This window comes from Nocardiopsis oceanisediminis, from assembly GCF_048595525.1.
GTDB lineage: Bacteria > Actinomycetota > Actinomycetes > Streptosporangiales > Streptosporangiaceae > Nocardiopsis_A > Nocardiopsis_A oceanisediminis.
Genome location: NZ_JAFMZJ010000001.1, coordinates 1,482,056 through 1,499,487 on the forward strand (window position 1 = coordinate 1,482,056; position 17,432 = coordinate 1,499,487).

The window sequence follows — 17,432 nt, forward strand, 5'->3', positions numbered from 1 at the left end:
CCGAACGCCGTGGCGCCGCCCCCGCCCGGTACGGCACAGTGGGGGGATGTCCAACCGCTTGGCCGACGCCACCAGCCCCTACCTTCTGCAGCACGCGGACAACCCGGTCGACTGGCGCCCGTGGGGCGGGGAGGCCTTCGCCGAGGCGCGCCGGCGCGGCGTGCCCGTGCTGCTCTCCGTCGGCTACGCGGCCTGCCACTGGTGCCACGTGATGGCGCACGAGTCCTTCGAGGACGCGGAGACCGCCGCGCTGATGAACGCCGGGTTCGTCAACGTCAAGGTCGACCGCGAGGAGCGCCCCGACGTCGACGCGGTCTACATGGAGGCCACCCAGGCGATGACCGGGCAGGGCGGCTGGCCGATGACGGTCTTCCTCACCCCGGACGGCGCCCCCTTCTACTGCGGCACCTACTTCCCCCGGCCGCAGTTCCACCGGCTGCTGGACGCGGTCTCCCGGGCCTGGGAGCAGGACCGCGAAGGCGTCCTGGGGCAGGGCGAGCGGGTCGCCGAGGCGCTCGGCGGGCCCCGGGAGATCGGCGGCGCCCGGCTGCCCGGCGCCGAGGACGCCGACGCCGCGGTGGAGGGCCTGGCCCGGTCCTACGACGCCGAGCACGGCGGCTTCGGCGGGGCGCCCAAGTTCCCGCCGTCCATGCTGCTCTCCTTCCTGCTGGCGCAGCACCGCCGCACCGGCGCCCCGGCCGCCCTGGAGATGGCCCGCGGAACCGCCGAGGGGATGGCCCGCGGCGGCATCTACGACCAGATCGGCGGCGGCTTCGCCCGCTACTCGGTGGACGGGCACTGGACCGTGCCGCACTTCGAGAAGATGCTGTACGACAACGCGCTGCTGCTCCGCGCCTACACCCGGCTGCACCGGGAGACCGGCGACCCGGCGGCCCGCCGCACCGCGCTGGGCACCGCCGACTGGATGGTCGCCGGGCTGCTCACCCCCGAGGGCGGGTTCGCCTCCGCGCTGGACGCCGACAGCGAGGGCGAGGAGGGGCGCTACTACGTGTGGACGCCGGAGGGGCTCGCCGAGGTGCTCGGCGCCGAGGACGGGGCGTGGGCGGCGCGGCTGTTCGGCGTCACCCGGAAGGGCACCTTCGAGCACGGCACCTCCGTGCTGCGGCTCCCCGAGGACCCGGACGACCCGGAGCGCTTCGAGCGGGTCCGCGACCGCCTGCTCCGGGCCCGCGCCGGCCGGGTGCCGCCGGCCCGCGACGACAAGGTGGTCGCCGCCTGGAACGGGCTGGCCGTCGCGGCGCTGGCCGAGGCCGGCGCCCTGCTGGACCGGCCCGACCTGGTCGACCGGGCGCGCACCGCCGCCCGGCTCCTCACCGACCTGCACATCGACGGCGGCCGGATCGCCCGGACCTCGCGGGACGGCGCGCTCGGCCCCGCCGCCGGGGTGCTGGAGGACTACGCGGACGCGGCCGAGGGGCTGCTCGCGCTGTACGCGGTCACCGGGGAGCAGGAGTGGGTGCCGGTCGCCGGCCGGCTGCTGGACACGGTGCTGGAACGGTTCACCGGGGAGAACGGCGAGTTCTACGACACCGCCGACGACGCCGAGCGGCTGTTCAGCCGCCCGCAGGACCCCACCGACAACGCCGTCCCCTCCGGCCGCTCCGCGGCGGCCGGCGCGCTGCTCCGCTACGCCGGCCTCACCGGCGGGCAGCGCTACCGGCGCGCCGCCGAGCAGGCGCTGGAGCCGGTGGCGCCGCTGGCCCGCAAGGCGCCCCGGTTCGCCGGCTGGGGGCTGGCGGTCACCGAGACGCTGCTCAGCGGCCCGCTGGAGATCGCGGTGGTCGGCCCGCCGGAGGACCCGGCGACCCGCGCCCTGCACCTGGAGGCGCTGCGCTCCGCGCCGCTGGGGACCGCGATCGCCCTGGGCCCCGGCGACGGGGACGGGTCGGTGGTGCCGCTGCTGGCCGACCGCCCGCCGGTCGGCGGCCGGCCCGCCGCCTACGTCTGCCAGGGGTTCGTCTGCGACCTGCCGGTGACCGATCCGGACCGGCTCCGCGAGCGCCTGGGCGGCGGGGCGCGCTGACCGCAGTCGGCCGCCCGCGGGGAGGGCGGCCGCGGGGCCGCGGGGAAAGAAGAGGGGCAAGGGGGCCCGAGGAGGCGAGGGGGAGGAAGGGAAGGGAGCCCGATGCCGTCGTACGCCGCGCCGCGGCGGGCCGCGCTGTCGCTGCTCGGCCTGCTCGCCCTGGTCTCGGCCGCGGCGTGCGCGAACGGCGTCGAGGTCCGCCCCGGCCCGGCCCGCCCGGCGGCCTCCGCGACCGACGGCTTCCCGCTCCGCGCCGACGACGCGCTCTACGCGGTCAACGACGTCAACCTCGTGCTGCCCGACGGGTGGCGGGCGATCGGCTCCGACGGGTGCCTCGCCCCGCCCGGGTCCGCCGGCGACCCGCAGGACTCCTGCCCGCCCACGGCGCTGCGCATCCGCACCGGCGCCGCCGAGGACGGCCACATCGACGCCGACGGCGGCTCCCTGGACGAGAAGGACGGCTGGAAGCGCCCCTGGACGGTCTGCCCGGGGTCGGTCGGCCAGGTCGGCTCGGTCACCCCCGAGCCGGTCGGCGAGCGCGAGCGGGGCGGCTTCGAGCTGGTCAGCGGCGAGCGGGTGGAGTCCGCCGCCTGGACCCTGGCCTGCGCGGACGGCCGTCCCTTCGAGACCCGCATCTGGTACGTCCCCGGCGCCGACATCGAACTGGACGTGCCCATCGTCGACCCCTCGGTGGGCGGCGAGGAGTACGAGCGCATCGTCCGCTCCGCCGACCTCTCCCGCTACCTCGGCTGACCCCGGGCCGGCGGGGAAGGGCGCCCGCCCCCCCCCGAAGGGGCGCGCCGCGGGTCCGCCGCCCCCGCTCCCCGGGCGGAGCGGGGGCGCAGAGGCCTCCGGAGCCGGCTCCGTCCGGGCCCGGCTGCGGCGACCGGTTCCCCGGCGCCTTCCGCGGGGACGGGGAGCGCCGGGGAACCGCCGGCGGCGGTCCCGCCGGGCGCCGCCGGAGCCTCTCCTCCCCGGGGGTCCCGAGGCCTGCGCCTTCGACGGGTCCCAGGCCCTCCGCGCGCCGGCGCGCGGAGGGCGGAGGGGAGGGGGCGGTGAACGGGGAGCCCCGGCGCGGGGCCCGGGGCGCGAGGGTCAGGTGAGGCGGGTTCCGCCGATCACCCGGTCGACCAGATCCGGCCGCGGCCAGGGGGCGCGGACCTCCAGGTAGACCGTGGCGCCGCCCTGGTGCGGGCGGACCGCGGCGGCGCTGAACGACGAGCCGTCCGGGCAGCGGTCCCACTGCCACACCTCGCCGCCCCAGTACGCGTCGGAGTAGTCGCGCCGCCGCGGGGCCCCCGGGCACGGCCCGGAGTCGATGACCGCCTCCAGCCGGGGCGTGGAGTCGGACCGGTCCAGCAGGCCGGCGAAGACGCCGGGGGAGGGGGCCGAGTGGCTCTTCCACCGAGCGGTCTCGGTGGCCGCCAGCAGCCCCGGCTCGTGCCCGCCGACCAGGCCCAGCTCGCGCGGGGACCAGCCGTTGGCCTGCAGCTGGGAGGCCCAGACCAGGGGCACCGGGACGCTCACCGAACCGGTGGCGTCCTGCACCTCGGTGAAGGCCAGCTCCGGCCGGCCCGCCGAGGCCTGCGCGCCCCCCGCCAGCACCGCGGCGGCCAGCACCCCGGCGGCCGAGCGCAGCAGCGGACCGCGGTACCGCAGCGTCCACGGCACCCGGGTGCGCAGGTGCGGGTCCATCCGGATGGCGCGCACCCGGTCGGTGAACTCCTTGGCGCCCGGCGGCCGCGCGGTCCGGTCCTCGGACAGCGCCGACATGATCAGGTCGTTCAGCGCGCGCGGCAGGCCGGGACGGAGCCGGCGCGGCGGGACCTTCACCGGGGCGGCCGGCGGCCGGCGGCCGGTGACCAGCTCGTAGGCGACCGCGCCGAGCGCGTACACGTCGGCCCGCACGTCGATGTCGCCGCCGGAGGAGCCCTGCTCCGGCGACATGTAGCCGGGGGTGCCCGCGGCCGCGGTGAACCCCGAGGCGTGGTCGATGCTCTTGGCGAACCCCAGGTCGGCGACGAGCACCTTCTGCCCGACCGGGGAGGACTGCAGCAGCACGTTGGACGGCTTGATGTCGCGGTGGATGATGCCGTGCCGGTGCAGCGCGGTGACCCCCTGGCCGATCTCGGTCAGCAGCCGCAGCGCCTGGTCCAGCGGGAGCGGCCCGCGGGCCACCAGGTCGGCGACGCTGCCCTGGTCGGCGTAGGTCATCACCATGAAGGGGCGGTCGTCGGGGAGGACGTCCAGATCGTGCACCCGCACCAGCCACGCGGAGTCGGCGTGCCGCAGGATCCTGGCCTCCTCCAGGAAGCGCTGCTGCACGTCCAGCTGGTGCGCCCAGTTCTCGGCGAGCACCTTCACCGCGACCGGGGTGTCCAGCAGGTCGTCGTGGGCGAGCCAGACGGTTGCGAACGATCCGGAGCCGAGTCGGCGGACGACCCTGTACCGCCCGAAGCTGTCCGGTTGTGCCACAGCTACTCCCTTACCGGTGCGCCTGCAGGCAAACGTGATCCGGGGGGCCGGCTTCGGCGGGAGCCGGAGCGGGCACCTAAGCGTCAGACTCGGATGTGAACCTCGCAATGGGGGGTGCGCGTGTAAGAGCAGGAGAGCCCGGCGGGTACTCCAGACCGCCTCTCTCGACAGCAAGGAGCTATCAGCCGTGCCGAACACCGACAAGGGGCCCGCGCCCAAGCGCAGCGCCGCGAAGGTCGACGACGCCCTGGAAGAACTCGCCCGCCGCGCCCGGGACGGCGATGAGGCCGCCCTGGACGAGCTGCTCCGGCGCATCCAGCCGGAGGTGCTGCGCAGGTGCGCCCGGTTCCTGCCCTACCGGCAGGACGCCGAGGAGGCGTGCCAGGACGCGCTGCTCCGGGTGGCCCGCAACATCCATGGCTTCAAGGGCCAGTCCCTCTTCACCACCTGGCTGTACACGGTGGTGTCCAACTCCGCCCGGCAGACCTACCGGTCGATGAAGCGCCGCTCCAACGAGATGCCCACCGAGGCCGAGCGCATCCCGCACCAGCGCGACCCGCGGACCACCAGTGTCATCGCGGGCTCCAGGATCGACCTGCTGGAGGCGCTGGACCGGCTGGAGCGCGAGCGCCCCAACCTGGTCGCCCCGCTGGTCCTGCGCGACCTGTGCCAGATGGACTACAACGAGATCGCCGAAGAGCTCGACATCGCCCTGGGCACCGTGAAATCCCGCATCCACGAGGGACGCAAGCACGTCCGGAAGGCGCTCGCCGTATCGTGAGCCCCCGATCGGATCTAACCTTGGAGTGACGACCCCTTCCCGTGCCGGCCCGAGCCGCGACGGGCGCGCCGGCCGCGGGGAGGGCGTGCGGCGCACGGGGACGGGACCGGACACCGGCCGCGCCCGGCCCGCCGGACCGCGTCGCGGCCCGGCGGCGGGCGGGCGGCCCTCCGGCCCGCCGGGACGCGCCGCACGGCCGGTCCTCTTCCCTCCACCGCGGCGAAAGGTTGCGTCCCATGGGGCTCCGTGATCCCCTCTACTGGCTGTACGAGCGTCGACTGGAGCGCAAGCTCGGCGACGCGGAGACCCCCCGGCACGTCGGGGTGATCCTGGACGGCAACCGCAGGTGGGCCAGAATCAGCGGGCTGGGGGACATCAACCGCGGTCACGAGGCCGGCGCGGACAAGATCTTCGAACTGCTCGGCTGGTGCAGCGAGCGCGGTGTGCAGGTGGTCACCCTCTGGCTGCTCTCCACCGACAACCTCGTCCGCCCCCCTGAGCAGCTGGAACCGCTGCTGCGGATCATCGAGAACACCGTGATCCGCCTGCGCGACGAGGGCTGGAACGTCAACCCGGTGGGCGCACTGGACCTGCTGCCCGATTCCACCGCGCGGGTGATGAAAGAGGCGGGCGCGGCCACATCCGGCGAACCGGGCCTGATTGTGAACGTGGCGGTCGGGTATGGAGGGAGGCGTGAGATCGCTGATGCGGTGCGCTCCCTCCTCGCCGAGGAGGCCGCCAAGGGCACCACGATCGAGGAACTCGCCGAGCGCCTCGACCTGGAGCACATCGGAGAGCATCTCTACACCCGCGGCCAGCCCGACCCGGACCTCCTCATCCGGACCTCGGGAGAGCAGCGCCTCTCCGGCTTCCTGCTCTGGCAGAGCGCGCATTCGGAGTTCTACTTCTGCGAGGTCTTCTGGCCTGCCTTCCGCCGAGTGGACTTCCTCCGCGCGCTCCGCGCCTTCGGCGCGCGCAACCGGCGCTTCGGCTCCTGAGCACGGCCCCTCCCGCCCGTCGCCCGCCACCGCCCTCGGCGGAGGCCCCTCGGGCCCGGTCCCACTGGTCCCCACCGCCCGGCAGGCCGCCGCGGAACGGAGGAGAAGCCGCTTAACCGGGCGTTCACATGGCGTGCCAACGGAGGGTCTTGCTCTTTGCAAGGAGCCGGGTACCGTCGGAACCAGCGGGCGGTGCACATCCGCCCGCTTCGGGAGGCCCCTGCTGTCCGAGGTGCTGTTCCACCGCGGAACCCAAGCCGAGGAGGGCCGGACCCGGCCCTGCGCAGGGGTCGGCCCCGGTCCCAGGTATCCCGTGACACTAGGGCGCCCTCGCGGTGCCCAAGGGGAGAACGAGTGGCTAGTTCCTCGACCCACCGCCGCGGCCTCCACACCTCCGTCGCCCCGCACGCAGCTGCGGGTGCGGACGGGGAGCGGCGAACCTATGTGCTCGACACCAGCGTCCTGCTGGCCGACCCGGTCGCCATCACCCGGTTCGCAGAGCACGAAGTGGTACTGCCGATCGTGGTGATCACCGAGCTGGAGAGCAAGCGTCACCACCCCGAACTGGGCTACTTCGCCCGGGAAGCCCTCCGCCGCCTGGACGACCTCCGCGTCGCCCACGGCAGCCTGGACACCGACGTCCCGGTCAACGAGGACGGCGGCACGCTGAGGGTGGAGCTCAACCACAGCGACCCGGCGGTCCTGCCGGTCGGCTTCCGGCTCGGTGACAACGACACCCGCATCCTCACCGTCGCCCGCAACCTCCAGGAGGAGGCCGCGGCCGGCGCGGAGGAGGGCGCCCCCGCCCGCGACGTCGTCCTGGTCAGCAAGGACCTGCCGATGCGGATCAAGGCCTCCTCGATCGGCCTGGAGGCCGACGAGTACCGGGCCGAGCTCGCCATCGAGCACGGCTGGACCGGGATGGCCGAGCTGGAGGTCCCCGCGCACGAGGTCGCCGGCCTCTTCGAGTCCGGCACGGGCGACGTCGAGGCCGCCCGCGGCCTGCCCTGCCACACCGGGCTGGTGCTGGTCTCCGAGCGCGGCAAGGCGCTGGGCCGGGTGCTCCCGGACAAGTCGGTGAAGGTGGTCAAGGGGGACCGGGACGTGTTCGGCCTGCACGGCCGGAGCGCCGAGCAGCGCATCGCGCTCGACCTGCTCACCGACCCCGAGGTGGGCATCGTCTCGCTCGGCGGCCGGGCCGGCACCGGCAAGTCGGCGCTGGCGCTCTGCGCCGGGCTGGAGGCCGTGCTGGAGCGCCGCCAGCACCGCAAGGTGATGGTGTTCCGCCCGGTCTACCCGGTCGGCGGGCAGGAACTGGGCTACCTCCCCGGGACCGAGAACGACAAGATGAGCCCGTGGTCGCAGGCGGTGCACGACACCCTGTCCGCGGTCACCAGCCAGGACGTCATCGACGAGGTGGTGGACCGCGGCATGCTGGAGGTGCTGCCGCTCACCCACATCCGCGGGCGCTCGCTGCACGACGCGTTCGTCATCGTGGACGAGGCGCAGTCCCTGGAGCGCGGGGTGCTGCTCACCGTGCTCTCCCGCCTCGGCGAGAACTCCAGGGTGGTGCTCACCCACGACATCGCCCAGCGCGACAACCTGCGCGTGGGCCGGTACGACGGCGTGGTCGCGGTGATCGAGAAGCTCAAGGGCCACCCGCTCTTCGCGCACATCACGCTGAGCCGCTCGGAGCGCTCTCCGATCGCGGCCCTGGTCACCGAGATGCTGGAGGGCTGACGTCCGGCCCCGGGCCGCCCGCCGGGGCGGCCCGGGAGGAGCAGGAGCCCCGGGGCGCCGCACCCCGGGGCTCGCCTCGTCGCCCTCCCCCCTTCCGCGGCGCCGCCCCCTTCTTCTCCCGCGCTTCGGCGCGTGTTCCGGCGCCATTCGGAACCGGCAGGTAGAACCCCCCTGACCCCGCCTGTCCCCGATGATGAGGAGCCGACCCCCGATGGAGCACGAATCCCCCGCGTCCCCCGAACCCCCGCACGCCTCCGCCCCCGGGCCGGACGGGCTCTCCGCGCGCCCGCCCGGCCCGTCCCGGCGCTCCCTGATCGGCCTGGGCGCCGCGGGGGCCGGCGCGGTCCTGCTCGGCGGGTCGGCGCCCGCCTACGCCCAGGGCCGGAACCGGCCGCGGCTCACCCACGGCATCCAGCTGGGCGACCCGCGCGCCGACGGCGCCGTGGTGTGGGCCCGCGCCGACCGGCCGGCCCGGATGGTCGTGGAGGTCGCCGAGCGCCCGGACTTCTCCGACGCCCGCCGGGTGCGCGGCCCGATGCTCACCCCGTCCACCGACGGCACCGGGAAGGTCCGGGTCACCGGGCTCGACCCGGGCAAGGAGGCGCACGTCCGGGTGTACGCCGAGGCCGGCCGGTACACCAGCGAGCCGGTGCAGGGCTCCTTCCGCACCCCGGGCGGCGCGGACCGGCCGGTCCGGTTCCTCTGGTCGGGCGACGTCGCCGGCCAGGGCTGGGGCATCAACCCCGACTTCGGCGGGATGGCCGCCTACGCCGCGATGGCCGACCGGGACCCGGACTTCTTCCTGCACAGCGGGGACGTGGTCTACGCCGACGGGCCGCTGGAGGAGCGGGTCGAGCTGCCCGACGGCCGGGTCTGGCGGAACCTGGTCACCGAGGAGAAGTCCAAGGTCGCCGAGACCCTCAAGGAGTTCCGCGGCCAGTACGCCTACAACCTGATGGACGCCGGAGTGCGGGCGTTCGCCTCCCGGGTCCCGCACATCGTCCAGTGGGACGACCACGAGGTGACCAACAACTGGTACCCCGGGGAGATCCTCGACGACGACCGGTACACCGAGAAGTCCGTCGACGTGCTGGCCCGCCGGGCCCACCGGGCGTTCCACGAGTGGCAGCCGGTCGTCCCCCGGGAGGCCGTCGACGGGCGGATGTACCGCCGCCTGTCCTACGGCCCGCACCTGGACGTGTTCGTCATCGACATGCGCCTGTACCGGGACGCCAACTCGGCCGGGGACGCCGCCTATGAGCGCATCCTCGGCGAGAAGCAGGCGAAGTGGCTGGTGCGGTCGGTCGCGGCGTCCACGGCGACGTGGAAGGTGATCGCCTCCGACATGCCGCTGGGCGTGGTGGTGCCGGACGGGGACCGGATCGAGGCGGTCGCCAACGGGCGCCCCGGCGGGCCGCTCGCCCGCGAGGCGGAGATCGACCGGGTCCTCTCCGGGCTGCACCGCCGCGGCGTGCGCGACGTCGTCTGGCTGACCGCGGACGTGCACTACACCGCCGCCCACCACTACTCCCCGGAGCGGGCCGCCTCCTCGGAGTTCACCCCGTTCTGGGAGTTCGTCACCGGGCCGCTGCACGCCGGCGCCTTCGGCCCCAACGCCCTGGACCCGACCTTCGGCCCGGAGGAGGTCTTCGTGAACGCGCCGCCGCGCGCGAACACCTCGCCGATGGAGGGCCACCAGCACTTCGGCGAGGTCGAGATCGACCCGCGGACCAAGGAGTTCCGGGTGCACCTGCGGGACGGGAGCGGCGATTCGCTCTGGTCGAAGGCGCTGCACCCGGAGGGGCGCGGCTGAGCCGGGGCGGGCCGGCCCCGGCGCCGGCCCGCTCGGCAAAGACCGGGTCAGGGCGAGGTGTGATGCAGGTCACCCCCGAAGAGGTGATGGAGCCGCAAAGGATGCGGCAAGGTAGGTCCGGAACCGTCATTAAGGAGCCCCCGGGCGCGCCCCGATAGCCGGACCGAATCGACACCCCACCCCCCGTCGAGGTCCGTGTCCGCCCGAGTGGCGCGCGCTCCCAACGGAAGGCCAGCCTTGCTGTTCAACCGCATCTCACCGCGTCTCGCGGCCGGCATCGGCGCCGCGGGCCTCACCGCCACCGCGCTCTTCGCCGCCACCGCCTACTTCGGCGGGGGCGACCCGGGCAAGGCCACCGGCGCCGCCATGCAGGTGCCGCAGGCCGCCTCCGACGAGGAGTTCTTCGCCGACGTGCAGGACGTCTCCGACGACCAGCGCGCCTCGCAGCGCCAGGAGACCCAGGAGCGCGTCGAGGCCGCCGGAGGCGGTTCCTCCGCCTCCGGCACCACCAAGCCCGAGGAGAAGGAGCCCGAGCCCGAAGAGGAAGAGGAGGACTCCTCCTCCGACTCGGGTTCCCCCGCCCCGGACTCCAGCGCCGACGCCGACGCGCTCAACTGGCCCGCACTGGCCCAGTGCGAGTCCGGCGGCGACCCGACCGCGGTCAACTCCGCCGGCGGCTACTACGGCCTCTACCAGTTCTCCATGGCGACCTGGGAGTCGGTGGGCGGCAGCGGCTCCCCGGCGGAGGCCCCGGCCGACGAGCAGACCTCCCGGGCCAAGGCCCTCTACGACGCGGTCGGCGGCAACTGGCAGAGCCAGTGGCCGGAGTGTGGCGTTCACCTCTTCGACTGAGAATCTGCAGGTCAAGACGGGTGTCCTGAGGCGCCCGGAACCCCGCCCCTGCGCGGATCCGCTCTCTTCGGAGCGCGGTCTCCGGGCAGGGGCGCTTGTTGTTTCCGAGGGGTGGACTTGCCCGGAATTGATGTTATTGTGCCGTGATGAAACGGAAGGTCATGATGCCTTCCGTGCCGAGTAAGAGCCTCCGAGTGCTCGCACGGCCCGCACGGCCCGCGCCCCCCGGGCGCCCCCAAAGAACCAGTTCCGTGCGGACCCCATAGGCGAGGACGGCAGCGGACCCCCGCGATAGAAGAGCCCGTCCTGATCAGAACAGCGCCTGTGAGCCCGGGGCAGAGTCCATCGCGTGCCCTTTCCACGGCACGCGACTGGCGAAAGGGCGATTCTTGCTGACCAACCGGATTTCGCTGCGCGCTGCCGCGGCCGTCGGGTGCGCCACTGTCGTCGCCGGCACCGTCTTCGGTGTCTCGGCCCTGGCCGACAGCGGCGTGGAGCCCGACAACGCGACGAACGCGGCCATGCCGGCTGACCCCCCTAAGGCCGGCGAGGACAACTTCTTCGCCGACGTGCAGGACGTCTCCGACGACCAGCGCGCCTCGCAGCGCCAGGAGACCCAGGAGCGCGTCGAGGCCGCCGACGGCGGTTCCTCCGCCTCCGGCACCACCAAGCCCGAGGAGAAGAAGGAGGAGAAGAAGGAGGAGGAGAAGTCCTCCGACGACTCGTCCTCCTCCGGCTCCGGCGGCGACTCCTCCTCGTCCGCCCCCAGCGGCGACCCCAAGTCCATCGCCAAGGCGATGCTGGGCGACTACGGCTGGGGCGAGGACCAGTTCAGCGGCTGCCTCGAGCCGCTCTGGGAGAAGGAGAGCAACTGGAACCCCCAGGCTCAGAACCCCAGCTCCGGCGCCTACGGCATCCCGCAGTCCCTGCCGGGCTCCAAGATGGCCTCGGCCGGTTCTGACTGGCAGACCAACCCCGCCACCCAGATCGAGTGGGGCCTGGGCTACATCAAGGACCGCTACGGCTCCCCGTGCGAGGCTTGGGCCCACTCCCAGGCCAACAACTGGTACTAGAGACCGCCTCGGCCCTGCCGGCGGCGCCTCGGACGGCCCCGCGACCGGAACCGGTCGCGGGGCCGTCGCCGTCTCCGGGGGCCGGGCTCACTCGTGGGTGAACGACTCCACGGTCCGGTCGAACACCGGCTCGTAGTTCCGGGTCTCGCCCCGCGGGACGTTCAGGGTCAGGGTGAAGCCCTCGTCGCCGATGATCACCCCGTAGACGGTCATCCGCCGCTCCGGGGTCGGCCAGGTGTCGTTGTTCAGCGTCCGGGTCACCTCGGCGGCCTGGTAGCCGCTTCCCCAGTGGTCGGGGTACTCCGTGATCGGCACCTCCCGGGCCTCACCGGTCCGTACCTCGGTGGAGCCCTCCTCTTCGAGCGGGGCGGTGTCGCTCTGCCGGGCCAGGAAGTCCGCTCCGGTCATGTCGTCGGTGTTGTACCAGGCGTCGATCCGGATCATGTGGTCCCGGGACTCCGACTCGAACCGCACGTTCCCGTCGCCGAGCAGGCCGAAGTCCTCATAGACCCGCCACTCCTCCGGGTGCTCCACCCGGAACATGTCGGCCTGGTAGACGGTGTAGGCGTCCTCATCGACGGCGGCGCCGCCGGAGACGACCGTCACCACCCCGAGCACCAGGAGCAGCAGGAGCGCCCCGCCCCCGCAGGCCAGCCCGACGACCAGGCCGCGGGGGCGGCGGCCCGCCGGGCCGTGCGGAGCGGTCCGGGAACCGGGGGCGGACCCCGCCGCTCCGGGGCCGGCGGCGGGCGGCGCACCGGCCGCGCCGCGCGGCCCGGCCGAAGCGTTCCGGGCGTTCGGTGCGGCCGGCGGAGCGGGCACCGGGCCGGTGCCGCTTCTCTGCACCCCGCCGGGCGCGGCCCGGGGCGCAGGCGGCGCCGGAACCGCCCCTGTGGCGGCGGACCGCGGCCCCGCCGGCCCGGACCGGGGCGGCGCCGGGGGCGATGCGGACGGGGCGGACGGCACCTTCCCCGTCACCGGGGGCGGTACCGGCCCGGTGCCCCGGCCGGCGGCCGCCGGGGGCGGTGCGCCCTTCCCCTGGGACGGGGCGGGCGGGGTCTTCCCTCCGGCCGTGGGCGGGCCGGTGGGCGACGGGGTCTTCCCCTGTTCCGGGCCGGGCGCCGCCTTCCCGCCCGCCGCGGGCGCCGGCCCGGGCCGGGACGCCGGGAGCCCCGCCCGGAGAGCGGGTGCCGGGGCGGCCGAGTCGAGCAGCCGCAGCGCCTCGGCGGCCCCGGGCCGCCCGCTCGGGTCCCGCCGGAGCAGCGCGGCGAGCAGCGGCCGCAGCGGCCCGGCCTGCGGAGTCGGCGGGACCGGGGCGGTGAGCACCGCGGCGATGGTGGCCGTCACCGTCGCCCGGCGGAACGGCGAGCGCCCGGTGAGCGCGGTCTGCAGGGTCGCGCCGGCGCTCCACAGGTCGCCGGCGGGGGTCGTGCCGCCGGACTCCAGCCGCTCCGGCGGCATGTACTCCGGCGAGCCGATCAGCGTCCCGGTGCGGGTGATCGCGGTCCCGCCCTCGACGGTGGCGATGCCGAAGTCGGTGATGACCACCCGGTCGCCGCCGAGCACCATCACGTTTCCGGGCTTGATGTCCCGGTGCACCACGCCCGCCAGGTGCGCCGCGTGCAGCCCGTCCAGCAGCCCGCGGGCGACGTGCGCGGCCCGTGCGGGCGGCAGCGGCCCCTCCGCGCGCAGCAGCTCCTCCAGCGACCGGCCGCGGAGCAGCTCCATCACCACCCACGGGCCGTCCCCGTGGTCGAAGACGTCGTGCACGGTGACCACCGAGGGGTGGTCGATCCGCGCCGCCGCCCGCGCCTCGCGCAGCACCCGCTGCCGGGTCTCGGCGCGCTCCGCCTCGGGGAGCGAGGCCGGCGGCAGCACCTCTTTGACCGCGACCTCCCGCTCCAGGGCGGTGTCCCAGGCCCGCCACACCGCGCCCATGCCGCCCCGGCCGAGTTCTCCGCTCAGCCGGTAGCGGCCGGCGATGGTCCGGGAGCCGTCGTCGATGGGCATTCAGGGCCTCTCAAAGGGAGATGGGGGGCGGGCGAGAGAGGGGAGGCGGAGCGCGCGCGGCCGCCGGAGGAGGCGCCTCCTCCGGCGGCCGCGCGCGGTCGCACCGGGTCTACCGGGTCACTTGATCACCCAGCTGTTCAGGGCGTCCTGGAGGATCTGCCCGTACTGCTCGCCGTCCTCCTCGGGGACGTTCATGGACAGGGCGTAGCCCTTGTCGCCCACCACCACGTTGTACTCGGTGAGGTGGCGGTCCTCGTTCTCCCAGTCGTCGGCGGTGTAGCGGTTGACCACGACGGCGACGTCGTACTCCGAGCCCCATCCCGAGGGGAGTTCCGAGGCGGGCACCTGGCGGAGGTCGTCGGTCCGGTAGTTCTCGTAGTCGTCCGAGGAGCTGAACCGCTCGTCGTCGGTCTCCAGCTGGTCCAGGCTGCCCAGTCCGCCGGTGTTGTCCCAGGTGGCGACCATCAGCCGGCGCTCGGTCGAGGGGTCGTAGAAGGACACCGCCCCGGTGCCGTCGGACTCCAGGTCGTCGTCGTGGACGGTCCACCCCTCGGGGTGGCCGATGGTGTACCAGTCGGCGTCGTAGGACTCGAAGGAGGCCGGGGTGGTGGAGCCCTCCTCGGGGCTCGGGGAGGCCGAGGCGCTGGGATCGGCGACCGGCGGGTCGACGGGCTCGCCCGGCTGCTTGCTCAGCGCGATGAGGCCGACCGTGGCCGCACCGATCACCAGCACCAGCACCAGCCCGCACCCGATCAGGCCGAACACCAGCGGGGTGGCCTTGCCGCCCTTCTTCCGCTCCGCCGGCGGAGCGGAGTAGGCGTGCTGGCCCGGACCCGGACCGGGGACGGGACCGGGTCCGGGGTAGCCCGGGCCGGGACCCGGCGGGGGCGGCGGCCCGGCGGGGCCGGAGGGCGCCGCGGACGGCCACCCGCCGCTGGGGCCGTTCGGCCCGGGACCGCCCGGTGCTCCGGGGCCGCCCGGACCGGGGAACCCGCCGCCGGGAGGCGGACCGGGGACGCCTCCGGCGGGAGTCCCCGCGGCAGGGGTGCCGGCCGCCGGGGTCCCCGCGGAGGGCATCCCGCCGGCCGGGGTCGGCGCGGAGGGCATGCCGCCCGCCGGGGTCGGCGCGGCGTAGGGGAGGCCGGCCGGGCCGGCGGACGGGGTCCCGGCGGCCGGGGTGCCCGCACCGCCCGGGGGCCGCTGCTCGCGCAGCATCCGCAGCGCGTCGCCCGCGCCCAGCCGCCGCCCCGGATCGCGCTCCAGCAGCCCGGTGAGCAGCGGCTCCAGCGGACCGGCCTGCGGCACCGGCGGGATCGGCGCGGACAGCACCGCGGCGATCGCGCCGGTGATGCTCTCCCGGTGGAACGGGGACGACCCGCTCAGCGCCGCGTACAGCGTCACGCCGGCGCTCCACAGGTCGCCGGCGGGGGTGGCCGCGCCGCCCTCGAACCGCTCCGGCGGCATGTACTCCGGCGAGCCGACCAGGGCGCCGGTGCGGGTGATGGAGGCGCCGCCCTCGACGGTGGCGATGCCGAAGTCGGTGATGACGACCCGGTCGTCGTCGCAGACCATCACGTTTCCGGGCTTGATGTCCCGGTGGACGACGCCCGCCTCGTGCGCGGCCCGCAGCCCCTCCAGCAGGGCCTTGGCGACCTCGGCGGTGCGCGGGGCGGACAGCGTCCCGCCGTCCGCGATCACCTGGTCCAGCGAGCGGCCGGGGATGAGTTCCATGACCACCCACGGGTTGTCCTCGTGGTCGAAGACGTCGTGGACGGTGACGATCGAGGGGTGCGGCACGCGGGCCGCGCTCCGCGCCTCGCGCAGCACCCGCGCGCGGGCCTCGGAGCGCTCGACGTCGGACAGGTGGCTGGGGAGGAGGATCTCCTTGACGGCGACATGGCGCTGGAGCTGGGTATCCCAGGCGTGCCAGACGATGCCCATGCCGCCCCGCCCCAGCTCACTGTCCAACCGGTAGCGCCCGGCGACCAGCCGGGCGCCGCTGTCCGTGGACATAGGGAGGGCCTCTCAGAGGGAGGGGTAAGCGTGCTCGTGTGCAGCAGGCTACTAACTTGCGGCCGGACATGCGTCTCGTAGGTGTATGCGATGCATGTCCGGATCCTGCCGTGCGGTGCGCAGAGAACGCCCCGTGCCGCTCCGACGGGGGCCGGGCCGGGAGTGGAGGGGGAGGAGGGGGAAGCGGCGGGGGCGGCGCCGGTCGGCGCCGCCCCCGCACGATGACCGCCCGCTACCGCGAGTTGGTCATCTTCAGCACGTCGAGGGCCTCGTCCAGCTGGGCCTCGGTGAGCTTGCCCGCCTCGATGTAGCCGCGCTCCAGGACCACCTGGCGGATGGTCTTCCGCTCGGCCAGCGCCTGCTTGGCGACCTTGGCGGCCTCCTCGTAGCCGATGTAGCGGTTGAGCGGCGTCACGATGGAGGGGGAGGACTCCGCGTACTCGCGGCAGCGCTCCTCGTTGGCCTCGATGCCGGCGACGCAGCGGTCCGCGAACACCCGGGAGACGTTGGCCAGCAGCCGGATCGACTCCAGCACGTTCCGGCCGATCATCGGCAGCTGCACGTTGAGCTCGAAGTTGCCCGACGCGCCGCCGAACGCCACCGCGGCGTCGTTCCCGACGACCTGCGAGGAGACCTGGAGCATCGCCTCGCACAGCACCGGGTTGACCTTGCCCGGCATGATCGACGAGCCCGGCTGGAGGTCCGGCAGGTAGATCTCGGTGAGGCCGGTGCGCGGCCCCGAGCCCATCCAGCGGATGTCGTTGGCGAGCTTGGCGAAGCTCACCGCGATGGTCCGCAGCTGCCCGGAGAGCTCGACCAGACCGTCCCGGGCGCCCTGCGCCTCGAAGTGGTCCCGGGCCTCGGTGACCGGGAGGCCGGTGGCCGAGGCGATCTCGGCGATCACCCGGGGGGCGAAGCCCTCCGGGGTGTTGATGCCGGTGCCCACCGCGGTGCCGCCCAGCGGCAGCTCGGCGACCCGGGAGAGGACCGCCTTGAGCCGCTCCACGCCGTAGCCGACCTGCGCGGAGTAGCCGGCGAACTCCTGGCCCAGGGTGACCGGGGTGGCGTCCATCAGGTGCGTGCGGCCGCTCTTCACCACGCCGGCGAACTCGACCGACTTGCGGTTCAGCTCGCCCTGGAGATGGGTGAGCGCTGGGATCAGGTCGTTGACCACCGCCGCGGTCGCCGCGATGTGCAGCGAGGAGGGGTACACGTCGTTGGACGACTGCGAGGCGTTGACGTGGTCGTTGGGGTGCACGTCCAGGCCCGAGGCGGCCTTGGCCAGCGTGGCGACGACCTCGTTGGTGTTCATGTTGCTGGACGTGCCCGAACCGGTCTGGAACACGTCGATCGGGAACTCGCCGTTCCACTTGCCCTCGGCGACCTCCAGGGCCGCCTCGCGGATCGCCTTGCCCAGGGCGTCGGAGATGACCCCCAGCTCCGCGTTGACCTTCGCGGCGGCGGCCTTGATGTGGCCGAGCGCCGAGATGTTGGCGGCCTCCAGCCCCTGGCCGGAGATGGGGAAGTTCTCCACCGCCCGCTGGGTCTGCGCACGCCACTTGGCCTCGGCGGGCACCTTGACCTCGCCCATCGAGTCGTGCTCGATGCGGTAATCACTCATCTTTGAAAGACA

At 74.5% G+C, this 17,432-nt stretch carries 13 protein-coding genes; 8 read left to right on the plus strand and 5 right to left on the minus strand.

Annotated features, from left to right (window positions below; genetic code table 11):
* Nucleotides 1-46: 46 nt before the first annotated feature.
* Both J0910_RS06665 and J0910_RS06670 read left to right on the plus strand, forming a co-directional pair.
* Nucleotides 47-2,044: a thioredoxin domain-containing protein gene (locus tag J0910_RS06665; RefSeq protein WP_420157643.1), complete on the plus strand. Its 1,998-nt coding sequence runs from the start codon at nt 47-49 to the stop codon at nt 2,042-2,044.
* 102 nt (nt 2,045-2,146) lie between these two features.
* Nucleotides 2,147-2,797: a hypothetical protein gene (locus J0910_RS06670; RefSeq protein ID WP_420157644.1), complete on the plus strand. Its 651-nt coding sequence runs from the start codon at nt 2,147-2,149 to the stop codon at nt 2,795-2,797.
* A gap of 342 nt (nt 2,798-3,139) precedes the next feature.
* Here the strand turns inward: J0910_RS06670 and J0910_RS06675 are convergent, their stop codons facing one another.
* On the minus strand, nt 3,140-4,519 hold the full coding sequence (locus J0910_RS06675) for a serine/threonine-protein kinase (protein ID WP_420157645.1): 1,380 nt from the start codon (nt 4,517-4,519) through the stop codon (nt 3,140-3,142).
* 187 nt (nt 4,520-4,706) lie between these two features.
* Between J0910_RS06675 and J0910_RS06680 the strand changes: the two genes are divergently transcribed.
* The 5 genes from J0910_RS06680 to J0910_RS06700 all read left to right on the plus strand — a co-directional run bounded on the left by J0910_RS06680 (nt 4,707) and on the right by J0910_RS06700 (nt 10,703).
* Nucleotides 4,707-5,300, plus strand: coding sequence for an RNA polymerase sigma factor (locus tag J0910_RS06680; protein ID WP_017592317.1), 594 nt, complete (start codon nt 4,707-4,709; stop codon nt 5,298-5,300).
* A 236-nt stretch (nt 5,301-5,536) separates the two neighbouring features.
* On the plus strand, nt 5,537-6,298 hold the full coding sequence (locus J0910_RS06685; protein WP_420157646.1) for an isoprenyl transferase: 762 nt from the start codon (nt 5,537-5,539) through the stop codon (nt 6,296-6,298).
* Nucleotides 6,299-6,742: 444 nt separating this feature from the next.
* Nucleotides 6,743-8,038 carry a PhoH family protein gene (locus tag J0910_RS06690; protein WP_420161907.1) on the plus strand — a complete coding sequence of 432 codons (1,296 nt, stop codon included), beginning with the start codon at nt 6,743-6,745 and terminating at the stop codon, nt 8,036-8,038.
* 211 nt (nt 8,039-8,249) lie between these two features.
* Entirely contained in the window at nt 8,250-9,851 is a 1,602-nt protein-coding gene (locus J0910_RS06695; RefSeq protein WP_420157647.1) for an alkaline phosphatase D family protein, read from the plus strand.
* A gap of 237 nt (nt 9,852-10,088) precedes the next feature.
* The gene (locus J0910_RS06700) at nt 10,089-10,703 is read left to right on the plus strand and encodes a transglycosylase family protein (protein WP_420157648.1); all 615 of its coding nucleotides are present in this window, start codon (nt 10,089-10,091) and stop codon (nt 10,701-10,703) included.
* Between the two features lie 310 nt (nt 10,704-11,013).
* Here the strand turns inward: J0910_RS06700 and J0910_RS06705 are convergent, their stop codons facing one another.
* Nucleotides 11,014-11,226 carry a hypothetical protein gene (locus J0910_RS06705; RefSeq protein ID WP_420157649.1) on the minus strand — a complete coding sequence of 71 codons (213 nt, stop codon included), beginning with the start codon at nt 11,224-11,226 and terminating at the stop codon, nt 11,014-11,016.
* Here J0910_RS06705 and J0910_RS06710 point away from each other — a divergent pair.
* Nucleotides 11,225-11,776: an aggregation-promoting factor C-terminal-like domain-containing protein gene (locus J0910_RS06710; RefSeq protein ID WP_420157650.1), complete on the plus strand. Its 552-nt coding sequence runs from the start codon at nt 11,225-11,227 to the stop codon at nt 11,774-11,776. The genes J0910_RS06705 and J0910_RS06710 overlap by 2 nt on opposite strands.
* A gap of 87 nt (nt 11,777-11,863) precedes the next feature.
* Here J0910_RS06710 and J0910_RS06715 read toward each other — a convergent pair whose 3' ends face one another.
* The 3 genes from J0910_RS06715 to J0910_RS06725 form a co-directional block, all read right to left on the minus strand.
* Entirely contained in the window at nt 11,864-13,786 is a 1,923-nt protein-coding gene (locus J0910_RS06715) for a serine/threonine-protein kinase (protein WP_420157651.1), read from the minus strand.
* A gap of 117 nt (nt 13,787-13,903) precedes the next feature.
* Nucleotides 13,904-15,799, minus strand: coding sequence for a serine/threonine-protein kinase (locus J0910_RS06720; protein ID WP_420157652.1), 1,896 nt, complete (start codon nt 15,797-15,799; stop codon nt 13,904-13,906).
* A gap of 232 nt (nt 15,800-16,031) precedes the next feature.
* Nucleotides 16,032-17,420, minus strand: a complete 1,389-nt coding sequence (locus J0910_RS06725; RefSeq protein WP_420157653.1) for a class II fumarate hydratase — start codon at nt 17,418-17,420, stop codon at nt 16,032-16,034.
* Nucleotides 17,421-17,432: the final 12 nt, after the last annotated feature.